Source organism: Mesorhizobium sp. M1406, assembly GCF_040317555.1.
GTDB lineage: Bacteria > Pseudomonadota > Alphaproteobacteria > Rhizobiales > Rhizobiaceae > Mesorhizobium.
Map to the genome: position 1 here is coordinate 1 of NZ_JAMYKW010000026.1, position 17803 is coordinate 17803.

Here is a 17803-nt window from a genome sequence, read left to right on the forward strand (position 1 = left end):
CGATTGAAACGAAAAGTGGCGGCGTGGGACGACGAATTCCTCGTAAGCGTCATCTCACGATAATTAACTCACCCGATTCCCCTGCGTTGGGCAGGAAATCAGTTGTAAACTTGGGCGGCACAATGGATAGCGATATCCTTTGCCGCTGCGTTTGCGGCAAATGAGATCAGGATATGCAAGACCAGGAGCTCTTTCTGACACCTCAAGAGCGTAGCCGCATCGTCAACCTGCTTGACGCGGCTCGCATAGACGATTGGGCGCGGTTCAAGGCGCTTTCGGACGGCGACTTTGCAAACGACGAATCGATGCGGGAGCAGTTCGATGGCTCGCGGCTGGTAGTTGACTACGATCGAATAGACCTGGAACCACAATTTGGCGTCGAAATAACTCCTGATGGTTTCCGGCTCATCATCGGCCAGTTGGTTGCGCGCGACCGTCGGCAACAAAGGGTAATCCTTACCCTCTGCAGCAAGGACCTAAACGACGGCCCGTTCATAAGCGTTTGGACCTTCCACGAAGAATTGGACATATCCTCGCTGTAGTTTGCCGGGAATTGCCGCTGGCATTGGGCAAGGCGATGGTTCAAGAAGGGATCACCGACACGTGATTGCCTCTTCATGTCCTCCATCCGCCCGATGATCCCGCTCCTTCTCGCCGCCGGCATTCTGCTTGGCGGCAATGGGCTGCAGAGCACGCTCATCGCGCTGCGCGGCGCGCAGGAAGGGTTTTCCGCCTCCGGCATCGGCCTGATGGGCACTTTCTATTTCGCCGGCTTCCTGCTCGGTTGCCTGGCCATCACCCGCATCATGAAGGCCGTCGGCCATATCAGGGCATTTTCGGCGCTGGCGGCGATCGCCTCTGTCGGCACCCTTTTGCTGGTGCTGGTTCTCAATCCGGTGATGTGGTGCGCGGTGCGCTTTGCCGGCGGTTTCTGTTTCGCCGGGCTGTTCACGATCGTCGAAAGCTGGCTGAATTCCGGCGTCGGCAATCATGACCGCGCGCGCGTGCTGGCGATCTACCGGATGGTCGATATTGGCTCGGTGACCGGCGCCCAGTTCCTGATCCCGATCTTCGGCGCCGGCGGTTTCGCCATCTTCGCCATCATGTCGATGATGATCACGTTCTCAGTTGTGCCGGTCTCGCTCGGCGACCGCTCCAATCCGACGCCGCCCGAGGACGTCAAGCTCGACCTGGCGCGCGTCTGGCGGATTTCGCCGTTGGGCTGCTTCGGCTGCATCGCCGTCGGCGTCACCAACAGCGCCTTTCGCACGTTGTCGCCGGTCTATGCCGAGCAGATCGGCATGTCGGTCGCCGATGTCGTCACCTTCGTCAGCGTCGGCATTTTCGGCGGCGCCATCATCCAGTATCCGCTGGGTTACCTCTCCGACCGCTGGGACCGGCGCAGGGTGCTGTTGATGACGACCTGCTGCGCGATGCTTTCAGCATTGGCGCTGGTGTTCATCGCCGGCAGCAATCCGGCGCTCAACTTCGTCCTCGTCTTCATCTTCGGCTGTTTCGCCATGCCGCTCTATTCGCTGTCGGCGGCGCACTCCAACGACCGCGCCGATACCGGCGAGTTCGTATTGATCAACGCGGCCTTGATGCTGTTCTATTCCTTCGGCGCGATTGGCGGCCCGTTCGCCGCCTCGACGGCGATGCAGTATTTCGGACCGGGCGCCCTGTTTGTATTCAGCGCGGTGGTCTATGCGATCTTCATCGGCGTCATCCTCTACCGGATGCAGGCCCGGTCCGGCGTGCCGGCAGGCAGGCGCCGCCGTTTCACCGCGCTGTTGCGCACCTCGACGGTTTTCTCACGGCTAGCCAGAAGAAACACCGATTCCGACGGGCCGGCTGGCTCGTGAAGATGGCGCCAAAGCTTGACGAAAGCCCCGCCGGCTGAAATCTAGGAAGACCTTACTCCTGCCAAAAGCGATTTGATGCACGTCATCACCACCCAGAAAGAACTCGAGACCGTTCTCGCCGCTTTCGAAAAGTCGGCGTTCGTCACCGTCGACACCGAATTCATCCGGGAAACGACCTTCTGGCCGATCCTGTGCCTGATCCAGATGGCCGCGCCCGGCGTGACGGCGCTGATCGACCCGCTGTCGCCCGATATCGACCTGAAGCCCTTCTTCAAGCTGATGGCCAACGAGGCGGTGGTCAAGGTCTTCCACGCCGCGCGGCAGGACATCGAAATCATCGTCCATCTCGGCGACCTGGTCCCGCACCCGGTGTTCGACACGCAAGTCGCGGCGATGGTCTGCGGCTTCGGCGACAGTGTTTCCTACGACCAGCTGGTGCAGCGGATCACCGGTGCGCGGCTCGACAAGTCGTCGCGCTTCACCGACTGGCGTCACAGGCCGCTTTCCGACAAGCAGCTCGACTACGCGCTGGCCGACGTCACCCATCTGATCGAGGTCTATCAGCACCTCAGCGCCGAGCTGGAGCGAGAAAACCGCGCCCATTGGCTCAACGAGGAAATGGATGTCCTGACCTCGCGCGAGACCTATGATCCGCATCCCGAGGACGCCTGGAAGCGGCTGAAGATGCGGCTGCGCAAACCGCAGGAACTGGCGATCGTGCAGGCCGTGGCCGCGTGGCGCGAGCGCGAGGCGCGCGAACGCGACGTACCGCGCGGCCGCGTGCTCAAGGACGATGCGATCTACGAGGTGGCGCAACAGGCGCCGCGCGACACGGCAGGCCTTGGCAAGCTGCGCACCACGCCGAAGGGTTGGGAACGCTCCTCGACGGCCACGGCGCTGCTTGGCGCGGTCAACGCCGCTCTTGCCTTGCCCAAGGAGCAGATGCCGAAACTGCCGAAGAATTTTCAGCCGCCGGAGGGCTCGAACGCTGCTGCGGAACTGTTGAAGGTGCTGCTGCGGATCGTCGCCGAAAAGGAAGGTGTCGCCTCGAAAGTGCTGGCCTCCAGCGACGACATCGATCGCATCGCGGCCGAAGGCGAGGAGGCCGACGTACCGGCCCTGCAGGGCTGGCGGCGCGCGGTGTTCGGCGAGGCAGCGCTCAAGCTGGTGCGCGGCGAGATCGGCATCAAGTTCGACAATCGCAAGATTGCACTGTTTGATCTTTAGGCGAGCGGACTTCCCTTCTCCCCTTGTGGGAGAAGGGAGAACTGCCCCGGCTCAAACCACTCCGAGCAGGTGCAGCGCGAACCAGATCCATCCCAGCAAAAGAATCACCGCGCCGAAGAAGAAGGAACGGCTGCGCAGCTGCAGATTGTTGCTGGTCAGGTGAATCCAGGCATGGAAATAGCGCGACGCGACAAAAATCCACATGAGCGCCAGGGTCAGGTAGTTGACGCCGTTGGTCAGGTGCAGCGTCAGGCACAGCACATAAAACAGCACCGGCAGCTCGAACTGGTTGATGAGATTGGCGGCAACGGTAGTGCTGGAGGTCGGCTCGATCGAGCGCGCCTTGTACTGGCCGGCTCTGGCCCCACCTGATTTGACCGCACCGTATCGCCGCCGACCCAGGACGGCGTAGACGATGTAGATCAGCAGCACATGCGCCAGAACGGGCCAGAAGATCGTGGTCTGGTTCGCGAAGTGCCCCCTTCCCGGTTGGGCTTTCCGCGCGGCATCAAGCCTGGTGTTTCTGGCCTCTCAGCCAGAAGGCGGCAATGACAAACACCGGAATGGCGAAAAGCGCGAATTTGGTGACGATAAGCGCGGAGGCGAAAGACAGCGAATCCGGGTTGGCCGACAGGAAATCCGACAGAAGCCGCGCCACCGCGATGTTCTGGGCGTAGTCGGCAAGCGTGTAGGGCAGCACCAGGACCACCGCTAAGATCGACTGCAACTGCCCTGGCAGCACGCGGAAGTTCTTCAATCGCCGGCCCGTGGCCAGGATCAGGCTGACCAGCGTCACCGACAGCAGCGCCGGGAACAGGAGATCGAAGGTCAGATAGTGCCAGACGAGAATGATCTCGCCGCCGCGCCGGCCGAGCGCCGTCAGCCAGGCCATGCCTTCGTCGGGCGTGAAGCCCAAAACGCGCATGTCGAGTGACGACAAGCCGCCACTCAACTGGCGGAAGTAGAAGAATTCCATCGCAGTCATGGCGATGAATACCGCCGCCGACAGGAAACAGAGCGCGGCCGCGTGTCGCGACAGCCGCAGGATCGTCGCGGTGAGGTTCCGCCCGATCCCGTACTGGTCAGGCTCCGCCGGGATAGTTCGGGCTTTCGCGGGTGATCGTGACGTCATGGGCGTGGCTTTCACGAAGTCCGGCATTGGATATGCGCACAAAAGTGGCGCGTTCGCGGAAATCGGCAAGGTCGCGGCCACCAACATAACCCATAGCGGCTTTCAAGCCGCCCGCAAGCTGGTGCAGCACGCCAGACACAGGTCCTTTGTAGGGAACCTGCCCTTCGATGCCTTCCGGGACCAGTTTCAGCGTGTCTCGCACCTCGGCCTGGAAGTAGCGATCGGCGGAACCGCGGGCCATGGCGCCGACCGAGCCCATGCCGCGATACGCCTTGAAGGAGCGGCCCTGGTGCAGATAGACCTCGCCCGGGCTTTCGTCGGTTCCGGCCAGCAGCGAGCCGATCATCGCGGCGCTTGCACCGGCGGCGAGCGCCTTGGCGAGATCACCGGAGTACTTGATGCCGCCGTCGGCGATCACCGAAACGCCGGATTTGTACGCCGTTTCGACCGCCGACATGATCGCCGAAAGCTGCGGCACGCCGACGCCGGCAACGATGCGGGTGGTGCAGATGGAACCCGGACCGATGCCGACCTTGACGGCGTCGGCGCCGGCATCGATCAGCGCCTGCGTGCCTTCGGCGGTGGCGACGTTGCCGGCCAGGATGCGAACCGAGTTGGAAAGCTTCTTGGCGCGCGTCACCGCGTCCAGCACGCGCTGCGAGTGGCCATGCGCGGTGTCGATCACCAGAAGGTCGACGCCGGCATCGATGAGGCGCTCGGCGCGCTCGAAACCGTCATCGCCGACGCTGGTGGCGGCGGCGGCGCGCAAGCGGCCCTGCACGTCCTTGGTGGCGTGCGGGTTGAGCTGCGACTTCTCGATGTCCTTGACCGTGATCAGCCCGACGCAATTGCCCTGCCTGTCGACGACGACCAGCTTTTCGATCCTGTGCTGGTGGAGAAGCCGCTTGGCCTCGTCCTGGTCGACGTTCTCCTTGACCGTGATCAGGTTGTCACGGGTCATCAGTTCATGGACCTTCTGCGCCGGATCGGACGCGAAGCGCACGTCGCGATTGGTCAGGATGCCGACCAGCCGTCCGACCTTGTGGCCGCCGCTGCCACCATTTTCGACCACTGGAATGCCCGAGATCGAATAGCTGCGCATCAGGCCCAGCGCGTCGGCGAGCGTCGCGTCGGGGCCGATGGTGACGGGGTTGACCACCATGCCGGATTCGAATTTCTTGACCTGGCGCACCTGCTCTGCCTGTTCGGCCGGCGAGAAATTGCGATGGATGACGCCAATGCCGCCGGCCTGGGCCATGGCGATGGCAAGCCGCGCCTCCGTGACGGTGTCCATCGCCGCCGAGAGGATCGGCACGTTGAGGTCGATGTCGCCGGCGATGCGGGTGCGGACATCGGTCTCGCCAGGCATGACCTCGGAATGACCCGGCTGCAGCAGCACGTCGTCAAAGGTCAGCGCCAATGCGCCGGTGGACGTTTCGATGATTTTTGCCATGGCCAGCCCTCGGAATACAAAAAAGCGCTGGACCGGAATGGACAGCGCCGACTCGTTTCTTCCCTTTCAGGATTGGCGCTGGCTGGTACCACGTCCCGGCGTCGATGAAAAGCCGATGATTTCACGCTCCCGGAAAGGTGATTTTTCGCCAGGGGATGCCACCTGGGGTTGCCAGTCGCATAAAAATGACAGCAAATTAATGCGACATCCCGGCGAAGGCCTGATAACCGTCCGCCTCAAGCCGACATGCAAGCGGCGACGCAACATTCACGTCTGGACGCGTTCCTTGAACCGCACCATCCCGCTCATACTGGCGGTCGCCCTTTTCATGGAAAACATGGATTCGACCGTCATCGCGACATCACTGCCGGCGATCGCAATCGATATCCACACCAGCCCGATCGCGCTCAAGCTGGCGCTGACTGCCTATTTGGTGTCGCTGGCGATCTTCATTCCGATCAGCGGCTGGATGGCCGACCGTTTCGGCGCCAAGAATGTCTTTCGTGCCGCGATCGCGGTCTTCATCGTCGGCTCGATCGCCTGCGCCCTTTCCGGTTCGCTGCCGGCTTTCGTGGTGTCGCGCTTCCTGCAAGGCATCGGCGGCGCCATGATGACACCGGTCGGGCGGCTGGTGCTGGTGCGCGCGACACCGAAAAGCGAACTCGTCGCGGCGATGTCCTGGCTGACCGTTCCGGCACTGGTCGGGCCGCTGGTCGGGCCGCCGGTCGGCGGCTTCATCACCACCTACTTCACCTGGCACTGGATTTTTCTGATCAATGTGCCGATCGGCGTGGTCGGCATCTGGCTGGCGACGCGTTTCCTGCCGGAGACCGAACCCGCGCAGACCCCGCCACTTGATTTCATCGGCTTCGTGCTGAGCGGGCTGGCGGCATCCGGCGTGGTGTTCGGCCTGTCGGTAGTCAGCTTGCCCTATCTGCCGCCAATCGTCGGTGTCATCACCGTGACGGTTGGCCTGCTGTCGGGAGCGCTCTATCTGCTGCATGCGCGCCACGCCAAAAACCCGCTGCTGGCGCTCCAACTTTTCCGCAACCAGGTGTTCCGCTCCTCGGTGCTTGGCGGCGGACTGTTTCGCATCGGCATCGGCGCCGTGCCGTTCCTGCTGCCGCTGATGTTCCAGATCGGCTTCGGGCTGACGCCGTTCCAGTCCGGCATGATCACCTTCGTCTCGGCGATCGGCGCCATCGGCATGAAATTCGTCACCGCGCTGATCTTCCGCGTCGCCGGCTTCCGCCGCGTGCTGGTTGTCGGTTCGCTGGTCGCCGCGGCCTCGATCGCCATCAACGGCCTGTTCACACCCGACACACCCTATCTGCTGGTGCTGGCCATGCTGCTCGTCGGCGGCTTCATCCGCTCGATGTTCTTCACCGGCGTCAATGCGCTCGCCTATGCCGAGGTTTCGGCTGAAGACACCAGCAAGGCGACGCCGATTGCCGCCGTCTTCCAGCAGTTGTCGATCGCGCTTGGCGTGGCGGTGGCCGGCGGCATCCTGGAGGTGTCCACCAGCCTGCACGACCGGTCGCTGACGCTGGCGGATTTCCACACCGCGTTTTTCGTCGTCGCGGCGATCTGCGCCGCCGCGTCGCTGTCGTTCATGCGGCTGGCGCCCGACGCCGGCAACGCCGTCTCCGGCCATGGCCGGTTGACCGTGCCCAAGACGCTGGAAACGGTAAGCCCGCCCGGCAATTGATGCGGCTTAAGTTTCGGGCTCGCCCTCTGGACGTTCCGATCCGCCTGACGGCGGCTCTCGCCCCTTGAAGTCCTTGGCCAACAGATAAAGCTCTACCGATTCATCGCGCGACGCCGGCGGCTTCACATGATGCACCGAGCGGAAGTTCTTCTTGAGCATGGAGAGCAGCTCGTTTTCGGCGCCGCCTTGGAAGGTCTTGGCGAGGAAATGCCCGCCCGGCTTCAGCACCGACAGCGCGAAATCGGCCGCCACCTCGCACAGATGCATGGTTCGGATGTGGTCGGTCCGCTTATGGCCGGTGGTGGGTGCCGCCATGTCGGACAGCACGATATCGGGGTCGCCTCCCAGCGCCTCGGCCAGCTTTTGCGGCGCCAGCGGATCGAGGAAATCCATCAGCAGCACCGGCGCGCCGGGCACGGCGTCCATCTCGAGATAATCGATGCCGATGACATGCGGCTTGTCGGCCGTCGACTTCGTCCGCGCCGCCGCGACTTGGCACCAGCCGCCGGGAGCGGCACCGAGATCGATCACCTTCATGCCGGGCTTCAACAGATGATGCTTGTCGTCGATCTCGATCAGCTTGTAGGCCGCGCGAGAGCGATAGCCGTCAGCCTTGGAGCGCTGGACATAGGGATCGTTGATGTGGCGCTGCAGCCAGCGGCGCGACGATTCCTTCAGGCCGCTCTTCTTCTTGATCCGCGTCTTCAGCACGCGAATGCTGGCGGATCCTGGTTTTTCCGGTTTCTTGATCATTGCCTGATTTCTTGTCTGAGTTTTGTGGTGGGATGTGGTGTGGCGGTTTTTGGGCGGCTAGGTGTTTGTTTATGGGCTTCCCCCACTCCGGCGCGGCTTCTACGGCCAATGTTGTCGAGCTATGCTCGACGGAGTGGGGGTCGACTGTTCACCAAAGCAACGCTTCCGGGATCATGCTCTGCCGCGCCCATCGTTGCGCCAGACACCGTCATCGGCCATCAGCTCGCTCAATATGCCCTCGCGCAGGCCCCGGTCGGCGACGCGCAGCCGCTCCGACGGCCACACCGCGCGGATCGCTTCGAGGATAGCACAGCCGGCCAGCACTAGATCGGCACGATCGGCGCCGATACAAGGGCTGGCGCAGCGCTGCTGGAAATCCCAGCCGACCAGTCGTTCGACCATGCGGTCGACGCTGTCGCGGTCCATCCACAGCCCGTCGACACGGCGGCGATCGTAGCGTTCGAGGTCAAGGTGAACGCCGGCCAGCGTCGTCACCGTTCCGGAAGTGCCGAGCAGATGGAAATTCGGGCTGGCCTTGAGATGGCTAAGCCGGTCGCGGCCGTCGAAGCTGGCCAGCCGGCCGGCGACGTCGTCGACCATGGCGGCAAAAATCTCGCGCGTCACCGTGCGGCCACCGAAACGCTCGGCCAGCGAGACGACGCCGACCGGCAGCGACGTCCACGACACGATATGGTTGGCGAGCCTCGGCGAGCGGCGGCCGGCGAGATCGATCAGCGCGATTTCGGAGGAGCCGCCGCCAATATCGAACAGCACGACGCCTTGCGTATCGCGCTCGACCAGCGAGCCGCAGCCGGACACCGCCAGCCGCGCTTCGGTCTGGCGATCGATGATCTCGAGCTTCAAGCCGGCTTCGCGTTCGACGCGGTCGAGGAACTCGACGCCATTGTCGGCCGTGCGGCAAGCTTCGGTGGCGATCAGCCGGGCCTTTCGAATCTTGCGGTTGCGCAATTTGTCGCCGCAGATCTTCAGCGCCTCGACCGCGCGGTCCATCGCCGGCTGGCCGAGCCTGCCATTGGCGGTGAGCCCCTCGCCCAGCCGGACGATGCGCGAAAAGGCGTCGATGACGCGGAACTGGCCATGCCGCGTCGGCACGGCAACCAGCAGCCGGCAATTGTTGGTGCCGAGGTCGAGGGCCGCAAAGACGGGAAGTTCGTGCATTGGCGCCCGGCGGGCGCCCTGTTCGAAGCGCGCCGGCGCAGCCGCGGGCGAGGCCACCGATTCCACGGGTCTGTGCGCCTCCGCCGCCGGGGCACTGGTTTTGACTGGCGCCGGCGATCGATTCTCCGCGGGACGCGCTTCGTCGCGCGCAAAAACCTTGCGCCCGCGCCTTCGCTTGCGCCGCTTCTTGGGCTTGCCTTTCTGGGGCGCGTCGCCCGCCTGCCCGTCGGCGGAGCGGGGCTCCGTCGGGCGGCGTTGCTGCCAGCTGGCGGTCCTCGGGCCAGATGACCCCAGGGAAGTGCTGGACACGCCCACCTCCGGCGCGCCGGCGCCGGTGTCGTGGTCTTCCACTGTCGTTCCTTCCGGCGCCGCGCGAACCGATGACGGACGCAGCAGGCGCTTCAGTGTTTTAAGTTGCCGCCAGACTAACAGTGCCGCGCCCGATCACCAAGAGCCGCGTGCCGAATTTTGCCGGCTGTCAGCTAACCGCCGTTCCGGCCCTGTCGCGTAATGTATCCGCAAGCCTGGATTGGCAGGTGCAACACTGCTGGCGTCTCGTTCAGCCGCTTGCACGAACAAAGCTGGCCGTTTGTCGCCGCGAAAAACGTTCGCGGTTGAATAGCCGGCTTCAATGAGGCATTTCTGAAATGGGCGGAAGAATCCGGCGCAGCCGGCCTCACCCTATCACCAGCGGAAGAGGAAGCGGATCCGCAACGCATGGCAAGCAGGCAATGAACTGGAGACGCTATTTCTGGCCGGTCGTCGGCATCGCGGCGGTGATCTTCTCGCTGGCGCTGCTCTGGCACGAACTGCGCGGCATTTCGCTCGACGATGTCTGGGACGGCATATCAGCCATTCCGGCCCGCGGCTGGATACTCGCCGCACTGTGTTCGGTCATCGCCTATGCCTCGCTCGCCGGCTACGACCACATCGCGCTCCTGCATATCGGCAAGCGCGTGTCGTGGCTGTTCGTCACGCTCTGCTCGTTCACCACCTATGCGCTGTCGCACAACATTGGCGGATCGGTGTTCTCCGGCGCCGTCATCCGCTACCGCGCCTACGGCACCAGGGGCCTGACCGGGCAGGATGTCGGCGTGCTGGTGGCGGTCTGCTGGATCACCTTCGTGCTGTCGACGATTCTCGCCTCCGGCCTCGTATTGGTCTTCGAGCCCGAGATACTCGACCGGTTTTCCGGCATTGCCCATCACGGCCTGTCGGAGGCGGCGGGGGTCGCGATGCTGCTGCTGGTGGCCGCCTACATTTTCGGCAGTTGGCTGCACCTGCGCCCGCTGAAGATCGCCAGCTTCCAGTTGCACTATCCGGCGCTGCCGATCGTCGCGCGACAGCTGCTGATTGGCCCGATCGAACTGCTGGCGGCCGCCGCGATCATCTTTTTTGCCCTGCCCGAAGCCCACAATCCCGGCTATTTCGTCGTGCTGGGCGTCTTCCTCGTATCCTTCTCGATCGCGCAGATCTCGCACGCGCCGGGCGGCCTCGGCGTGTTCGAAGTCGTCTTCCTCGCCGGCCTCTCCGATATGGAACCCGTCGGCGTGCTGGCGGCGCTGCTGGCGTTCCGGCTGTTCTACCTGATCATTCCGTTGTTCCTCGGCCTGGGCATCGTGCTGTTCTTCGAGCGCTCGCAGTTCAGCCGGACAGAAAGCTGAGCACGAGATTGAACTCGGAGCCGACGCGACGTTCGAAACGCGGCATCTGAACTGGCTGACGAAACCTGCCGTTTGAAGCACTCAGCAGGCTTGACTATTTTCCGCTGGCAGCTACAAGGCAGCGCTCACGCGGCTCAGCCGCTCGGCCCGCACGGTTCATGACCGCGCCTGCTGGGGAATAGGTTAACGGTAGACCCACGGACTCTGACTCCGTTAGTCCTGGTTCGAATCCAGGTTCCCCAGCCAACCGTTCTTCTAATGATATCAAGAGCTTAGGAAGATCGGTCCCGGCACAACCGTGTTGCATGGGTTTTCCCCTTGTGTCACGCGCAAACCCTTGTATTCCGGGCATGTCCCGTCCTGTACCTTGTTGTCGGTGCAACATGACTGCAACACGGAATCGCTGATTTGTTCCTGCCATGTCCACGCTAAAAAGCCCGCCGCCGTGAGGCAGCGGGCGCTAGTTCGGGAGGAAATGAAACCGCGTCGCGGTCAAGGGGCGTCCCCTTTGCCCCTTGACGACGGTACGCCTCGCTTAGCTGGATAATAAGCTCGCGCCGGTTGCATCTCTGCATATTCAAGCTGCGTGACTTTTCTGCCACAAGATAAAGAAAGCCCCGCCACCAACGGCAGCGGACCAAATGCGATGGTCGCGTATGTCAGCGGTTGTGCTTCGTTACGAGGACGTAACCGCAGCGCTGGTTGAGGTCGATCCGATAGCTGTCACCGTGAAGGCTCTGCATTTTCTCCATGATGATGCGAGCCAGCACTTCGACCTCTTCCACCGTTGATCTCGCCTGCGTCTCGGCATCGGTCGCTATGCGGTTGAAGACACCAAGGCTGTCACGGCTGGTCATAGCGACACCAGCACTTCCTGCGACTTCATATCTTCCGGCCACATGACGCTTTCGATTGGAGTGCGCCCCTAGGGGTGGACACTGATCAGGATTCTTTTGAACAGATTCGGAAAATCCGTAGCGGCTGTCACCGGACATTTCGGTCGCCCGATAATTGACGCCGAACGCAGCGGAATGCTTCACGCGGGTTTCGCTTCTTGGCTCGGTCGGCCTAGCCGTAGGGAACGGAACATGATTTTATATTAAATTAGCAGAAATGCATAAAATAGCTTATCATTCGGACAGCCGGCACTGTCCCCCGTAAGCCGGTCAGGCTCGGCGCCAGTCCTCAAGACACCCCTCGACGCCGGGCCGCCGCTCTTAAGCCGCTGGCCAGGATGAGCGCGAGCGCGAGCGATATGACGTTGTCCCCTAAGGTGCGGCGCTGACCAGCATCCGAACAATGTCCGGGCGCTGCACGGGCTGGTGGAATTCCTGAAACGACGCGGCGAGAGTGAAGGGCTGCAGGCGAGCCTTGCCATGGCGCTGGCCAGGGCGGACGTGCCGATCAGTTCATCCTGCCTGCGCGGCACGAGCGCAAGCCGCTGTCATTGAGGCGCCGGGCGGCGCCGGCGTTGCCTCTCAGCCCAGCCACTTCTCATAGTCGGACACCAGCAGGTGCACGGGGGCGACATCCTCGTCGATATTTGAAAAGCGGCCGATCGGCTCGCGAAAGACGTTGTCGGTGAGATCGTCATTGACGGTCGACACCTCGCCGATCAGCACATCCTTGCCCTCGGCCCAGAAGGCATGCCAGACGCCGGGCAAAAGCGTGACGCTCTGGCCCGGGTCGAGCTTCAGGAGCCCGCCCGCCGGGAGCCTATGGATGGTTCCGTCGACAGGCACCGAGACCTCGGCCTTGGGATCGATACCGCCGTCGCGATCGTGCATGAACAGTTCCAGCACCAGCTTGCCGCCACCACGGTTGATGATGTCCTCGGCCTTGATGTTGTGGCGGTGCATCGGCGACAGCTGGTCCTTGCGCGAGATCATGATCTTCTCGGCATAGAGCATGCCCATGCCCTTCTTCATGTCCTCGTAGCGACCGTTGCGAACGGTGAACAGGAACAGGCCGAGCTCCTTGAACTTTTCCTGGCCGTAATCGGTGATGTCCCAGCCGAGCCGCGAGGTAAACACGGCCGACGAGTCGACCTGACGCGCCTTCGCCTCCTCGGGCGACCAATAGGCGAAGGGCGGCATGATGTAGCCGAACGAGCGGATGAAAGCGTCGGCTTCGCGGATGATATCGTTGATGGCGGAGCGTTTCATGATCATGATCCTTCGTGTCGATTTGGTCAAAGCGTGTCGCGTCTGGTACGCGACGCGCTTTAGGGTTGTTAGCGCGCATGTCGTGATCCCAAAACCGCTGCACACTTTTGGGCGACATGCATTGGCAAACCGCATAGCCGAACGCCGATGCGGTGTCGATCCTGCCAGACCTTCCGACTCGAGCACATGGACCACAGATCGGTTCCGCTGGCCGCGTGACATCACGCTCGTTCGAGGCCATAACCCTGCGGATTTTCACAGGATGACAGATGATGCCGACCATCCATGATCTCGACACGCCATCGATCCTGATCGACGCCGCGCGCGCCGAAGCCAATATTGCCCGCGCGCAGGCCCATGCCGACAAGAACAGGCTGAAGCTCAGGCCGCATATAAAGACGCACAAATTGCCCTACTGGGCGAAGAAGCAGGTCGCGGCCGGCGCCGTCGGCATCACCTGCCAGAAGATCGGCGAAGCCGAGGTAATGGCCGATGCCGGGCTGACCGATATTTTTCTCCCCTACAACATTCTTGGGCGTGCCAAGTTGGAGCGGCTGAAGGCGCTGCATGGCCGCGTCACCCTGTCGGTGACAGCGGACAGTATGGAGACGCTGGAAGGGCTGGCGGCGACCTTCACCGATGCCGGTCATCGTTTGGAGGTGCTGGTCGAATGCGACACCGGCATGGGCCGCTGCGGCGTGCAAACGGCGGATGAAGCGGTTGCGCTGGCAAGACGGATCGACAGAGCCGGCGGCCTCGCCTTCGGTGGGCTGATGACCTACCCCGCCGCCGGCCGCGCCGCGGAGGCCGAAGCCTGGCTTGCCGACGCCAAGCAGACGCTTGCCGAGTCGGGTCTGGCCTGCGAACGCATCTCCAGCGGCGGCACGCCGGACATCTGGCGCTCCAGCGACGCATCGGTCGTCACGGAGTATCGCCCCGGCACCTACATCTATCTCGACCGCTACCAGGTCGCCAAAGGCGTCGGCAGCCTCGACGATTGCGCGCTGACGGTGCTGTCGACGGTGGTCAGCCACCCCACGCCAACCCGCGCCATTCTGGACAGCGGCAGCAAGGCGCTGTCCAGCGATACGCTGGGCCTGGCAGACTTCGGCGAACTGCTGGGCATTTCCGGAGCGCGGGTGACGGGCTTGAGCGAGGAGCATGGCACCGTCACGCTTTCGGACCAGGCCAAGCTGCGCATGGGCGAACGGGTGCGCGTCGTGCCCGACCATTGCTGCGTCGTCACCAATTTGTTCAACGAGGTCAATCTGATCGACGGCGACACGGTGCTGGAAACGCTGCCGGTGGCGGCGCGCGGAAGGATGGGGTGAACTAGGAATCGCCTTCCCTTCTCCCCTTGTGGGAGAAGGTGGATCAGCGCGCGGCGCCGAGACGGATGAGAGGGTGTTCCAGCGGAGTGAGACGTTGGCGTTCCCTGGAACACCCCTCATCCGTCGCCTTCGGCGACACCTTCTCCCACAAGGGGAGAAGGGGGAGACCGCTCGGCCTGCCGTGCCGCGACACGGCGCATGGCGATGACCCGGCGGCGGTGGATTTCGGTGCGCATCGCCATCAGATGCAGCGCAAAGAACAGCACGGTGAAGCCGAGCGCCATCACCAGCAACGGCCACAGCAGGCTGGGATCGATGGTCGGGCCGCCCATGCGGAACACCGAAGCCGGCTGGTGCAGCGTGTTCCACCAGTCGACCGAGAATTTGATGATCGGAATGTTGATGAAGCCGACCAGCGTGATGATGGCGGCGGCCCAGGCGGCGCGGCTCGCGTCATCGAGCGCGCGGGTCAGCGCGATGATGCCGAGATACATCAGGAACAGCACGAAGACCGAGGTCAACCGCGCGTCCCAGACCCACCAGGTGCCCCACATCGGCTTGCCCCAGATCGAACCGGTGATCAGCGCCAGCGCGGTGAAGACAGCGCCGATGGGTGCGGCCGATTTCAGCGCGACATCGGCCAGCGGATGCCGCCAGACGAGCGTGCCGAGCGCCGAGATCGCCATCAGCGTGTAGCACATCATGGCGAGCCAGGCGAAAGGCACGTGGATGTACATGATGCGAACGGTGATGCCCTGCTGGAAATCCTCGGGCGCGGCGAAGCTCATATAGAGCCCGACGGCGAGGATGAGTGCGGCGATGGACGCCAGCCACGGCACGATCCTGTCGGCCAGCCCGACGAAGCGCGTCGGGTTGGCAAGATCCATCCAGCCGGTCAGGCGTGAAGTCGTATCGATCATGCGGCTCTACATAGACCGCCGGCGCGTTCGGGGCAATCGAGCGGTGGTGTCGCAGGTCTGGGCAGCGCTTCCCTTCTCCCCTTGTGGGAGAAGGTGGATCGGCGCGCAGCGCCGAGACGGATGAGGGGTTCTGGACGGGATGAGGCGTTGGTGTTTTCTGGAACACCCCTCATCCGACCTCGCTTCGCGAGGCCACCTTCTCCCACAAGGGGAGAAGGCAGAGACAGCCAACTCAGGCCGCTGCTTCCTGCTGTTGCAGCACGGTGCGGCTGAGGCGGCGAACCTCCTCGTCGTTGAGCAGGCCACCGGCGCGCAGCAGGCTGGCAAAGCGGCCATTGCGCAGCGACAGCTCGGTGAAGCCACCCATCTCGACCACCCTGCCCTTGTCCATGAATACGACCAGATCGGCGTCGCGGACGGTGGTCAGGCGGTGGGCGATGATGAAGGTGGTGCGGTCGCGCCGCAACTCGTCGATCGCTTCCTTGACGCGGTCCTCGGTCTCGACGTCGAGCGCGCTGGTCGCCTCGTCGAGCACCAGGATCGGCGCGTCCTTGAGCACGGCGCGGGCAATGGCGATGCGCTGACGCTCGCCACCCGACAGCTGGCCGCCACGTTCGCCGACAAGCGTGTCGTAGCCATTGCTCTTGGACAGGATGAAGTCCTGCGCGGCAGCCGCGTTGGCGGCGGCATGGATCTCGTCGTTGCTCGCATCGGCGCGGCCAACGCGGATGTTGTCCTCGATCGAGCGATTGAGCAGGCCCGCATCCTGGAACACGGTGGCGATCGAATGACGCAGCGACTTGCGGGTCACGGTGCGGGTGTCGATGCCGTCGATCAGGATGCGGCCATGCGACGGCGAGAAGACACGCTGCAGCAGGTTGATGAGCGTCGTCTTGCCGGCGCCCGTCGGGCCGACGATGGCGACGGTCTGGCCGGCCTGGACCTCGAAGGAGACGTCGTCGATGCCATGGCCCGAATTGGCGAATTCGAAGCCGACATTCTCGAAGCGGACATGACCGGTGACATTGGCGAGATCACGCAAGCCGTCCGGCTCGGCGGCGTCGGCCGCGGAATCCTCAAGGTGGTAGAAGTCCTCGAGCTTGGCACGGGCCTCCGAAATCTGGTTGGCGAACGCCGACATCTGGTCGAGCCTGGCGATCAGCAGCGTGGCAAAGCCGGTGAAGGCGATGACGTCGCCGATGCGCAGCTGACCGTGGGTGACCAGATAGGCGCCGATCAACAGTACGACCATCATCGAGATCGTCGACGACAGGCGGTGCAGCGCATTGGCCATCGCCCACCAGTCGAGCACCGGGTTCTGGGCGTCGAGCAGGTTCTTGACATAGCGGCGCAGTGTATCGGCCTCGTGGCCGAGACGATTGTAGCTCTGCAGCACGGCAACGTTGCTGACCGAGTCGGTCACGTGCGCGAACACCTTGTGGTAGTGGCGCTCGACGGCGGCCTGACCCGCCTTGGTGCGCTTCATCACCAGCCGGCCGATGCCGACATAGAGCGCGCCGAGCGCCAGAAGCACCAGCGACATGCGCAGATCCATGCTGACCGCGGTCGGGATCAGCAGGAACAGCGCAACCACCGTCGACAGGTGCTGACGCATGAATTCGAGCCACAGGCTGAACAGCGTCTCGACCGCGCGAAGCAGGGTGTGCAGGGCGTTGGAGGTGCCGCGCTGGTGGTGCCAGGCAAGCGGCATGGTGATCACGCGCTCGAACGAGTCGCAAAGCACCTCGCTACGGCGCCTGTGGGCAAAGCGGTCCGCGCCACGCGCCACCAGGACGAATGCCACGATGTTGAAGGCGCCCAGGCCAGCCCATAGGGCAAGTGTCATAAACACCGAGCCGCGTTCTGAAATCGCGTCGATCACCCGTCCGAACATAATCGGCTCGAGAATGGCGATGATGGCGAGAGCCACGTTGGCCGAACAGATCAACGCGACGCGTTTCCTGTCCGCGGCGAGATATCCGAGCGCTCGCCAGTAGATTTGCAGAAGGGTCACCCCAGTTACTCCGCCATGCTGTTTATTGTGCACTGCATCATTTTGACTCGTACCGGTTGATACGTCGCAAAACAATGGCCGTGTACCTCTTCAGTTCCCTCGGAGCGAACAAAAGATGGCGACGTTCCGAAATCTGCCGTGATCACCTAACGGTTTGAGAAGACAGGTAAAATGTCAGGCATGCGGCGAAATCATGGCAGCTGGCGGGTGCTGCCATAATTTTAATCAGCAACAATGTCGGGCGGATGACTGGGGCCGAAATCGCCTTCTGCACAGTATAGGACAAAACTAAGCGGCCGCGCGCCCCTCCAGGCGACAGGAGCCCACGTCTCGCAGCTCGACGCGACTCCTATGGCGCCCTCAAGCCTTTGATTTCATGCGCTTCTCTGGGGCAT

The 17803-nt window shown here is 63.2% G+C and carries 15 protein-coding genes and 1 tRNA gene; 7 read left to right on the top strand and 9 right to left on the bottom strand.

Going from position 1 to position 17803, the window contains the following annotated elements:
* The first annotated feature begins 173 nt into the window (after nt 1-173).
* From NKH03_RS20695 to rnd, 3 genes are all read left to right on the top strand, one after another.
* Nucleotides 174-542 (top strand): hypothetical protein, encoded by a 369-nt coding sequence (locus tag NKH03_RS20695; RefSeq protein ID WP_352970179.1) that lies wholly within the window; start codon nt 174-176, stop codon nt 540-542.
* 75 nt (nt 543-617) lie between these two features.
* The gene (locus tag NKH03_RS20700) at nt 618-1862 is read left to right on the top strand and encodes an MFS transporter (RefSeq protein WP_352970181.1); all 1245 of its coding nucleotides are present in this window, start codon (nt 618-620) and stop codon (nt 1860-1862) included.
* A gap of 75 nt (nt 1863-1937) precedes the next feature.
* Nucleotides 1938-3089: a ribonuclease D gene (gene rnd / locus NKH03_RS20705; RefSeq protein WP_352970183.1), complete on the top strand. Its 1152-nt coding sequence runs from the start codon at nt 1938-1940 to the stop codon at nt 3087-3089.
* Between the two features lie 51 nt (nt 3090-3140).
* On the opposite strand, the gene NKH03_RS20710 is transcribed toward rnd, so the two are convergent.
* The 3 genes from NKH03_RS20710 to guaB are packed head-to-tail and all read right to left on the bottom strand — an operon-like array spanning nt 3141 to nt 5674.
* On the bottom strand, nt 3141-3545 hold the full coding sequence (locus NKH03_RS20710) for an MAPEG family protein (RefSeq protein WP_352970265.1): 405 nt from the start codon (nt 3543-3545) through the stop codon (nt 3141-3143).
* A 52-nt stretch (nt 3546-3597) separates the two neighbouring features.
* A complete protein-coding gene (locus NKH03_RS20715) occupies nt 3598-4221 on the bottom strand; it encodes a hypothetical protein (protein ID WP_352874038.1) in 624 nt (207 codons plus the stop codon).
* On the bottom strand, nt 4172-5674 hold the full coding sequence (guaB, locus tag NKH03_RS20720; protein ID WP_352970185.1) for an IMP dehydrogenase: 1503 nt from the start codon (nt 5672-5674) through the stop codon (nt 4172-4174). The genes NKH03_RS20715 and guaB overlap by 50 nt, the downstream gene beginning before the upstream one ends.
* A 286-nt stretch (nt 5675-5960) precedes the next feature.
* Here guaB and NKH03_RS20725 point away from each other — a divergent pair, with 286 nt between their 5' ends.
* Nucleotides 5961-7382 (top strand): MFS transporter, encoded by a 1422-nt coding sequence (locus NKH03_RS20725; protein ID WP_352970187.1) that lies wholly within the window; start codon nt 5961-5963, stop codon nt 7380-7382.
* Nucleotides 7383-7388: 6 nt separating this feature from the next.
* On the opposite strand, the gene NKH03_RS20730 is transcribed toward NKH03_RS20725, so the two are convergent.
* Together NKH03_RS20730 and NKH03_RS20735 are read right to left on the bottom strand one after the other, a co-directional pair.
* Nucleotides 7389-8135 carry an RlmE family RNA methyltransferase gene (locus NKH03_RS20730; protein WP_352874033.1) on the bottom strand — a complete coding sequence of 249 codons (747 nt, stop codon included), beginning with the start codon at nt 8133-8135 and terminating at the stop codon, nt 7389-7391.
* 171 nt (nt 8136-8306) lie between these two features.
* A complete protein-coding gene (locus NKH03_RS20735; protein ID WP_502913539.1) occupies nt 8307-9746 on the bottom strand; it encodes a Ppx/GppA phosphatase family protein in 1440 nt (479 codons plus the stop codon).
* A 299-nt stretch (nt 9747-10045) separates the two neighbouring features.
* Here NKH03_RS20735 and NKH03_RS20740 point away from each other — a divergent pair, with 299 nt between their 5' ends.
* Nucleotides 10046-10978: a lysylphosphatidylglycerol synthase domain-containing protein gene (locus NKH03_RS20740; RefSeq protein WP_352970191.1), complete on the top strand. Its 933-nt coding sequence runs from the start codon at nt 10046-10048 to the stop codon at nt 10976-10978.
* Between the two features lie 172 nt (nt 10979-11150).
* Nucleotides 11151-11224: transfer RNA gene (locus tag NKH03_RS20745), tRNA-Gln, on the top strand.
* 413 nt (nt 11225-11637) lie between these two features.
* On the opposite strand, the gene NKH03_RS20750 is transcribed toward NKH03_RS20745, so the two are convergent.
* Together NKH03_RS20750 and NKH03_RS20755 are read right to left on the bottom strand one after the other, a co-directional pair.
* Nucleotides 11638-12018, bottom strand: coding sequence for a hypothetical protein (locus tag NKH03_RS20750; protein WP_352970193.1), 381 nt, complete (start codon nt 12016-12018; stop codon nt 11638-11640).
* A 438-nt stretch (nt 12019-12456) separates the two neighbouring features.
* Nucleotides 12457-13143 carry a D-lyxose/D-mannose family sugar isomerase gene (locus NKH03_RS20755; protein WP_352970195.1) on the bottom strand — a complete coding sequence of 229 codons (687 nt, stop codon included), beginning with the start codon at nt 13141-13143 and terminating at the stop codon, nt 12457-12459.
* A gap of 272 nt (nt 13144-13415) precedes the next feature.
* Here NKH03_RS20755 and NKH03_RS20760 point away from each other — a divergent pair, with 272 nt between their 5' ends.
* Nucleotides 13416-14474, top strand: a complete 1059-nt coding sequence (locus NKH03_RS20760; RefSeq protein WP_352970267.1) for a D-TA family PLP-dependent enzyme — start codon at nt 13416-13418, stop codon at nt 14472-14474.
* 116 nt (nt 14475-14590) lie between these two features.
* Here the strand turns inward: NKH03_RS20760 and NKH03_RS20765 are convergent, their stop codons facing one another.
* Nucleotides 14591-15394 (bottom strand): heme ABC transporter permease, encoded by an 804-nt coding sequence (locus tag NKH03_RS20765; protein ID WP_352970197.1) that lies wholly within the window; start codon nt 15392-15394, stop codon nt 14591-14593.
* A 232-nt stretch (nt 15395-15626) separates the two neighbouring features.
* On the bottom strand, nt 15627-17408 hold the full coding sequence (locus NKH03_RS20770) for a glucan ABC transporter ATP-binding protein/ permease (RefSeq protein WP_352869544.1): 1782 nt from the start codon (nt 17406-17408) through the stop codon (nt 15627-15629).
* Nucleotides 17409-17803 lie beyond the last annotated feature (395 nt).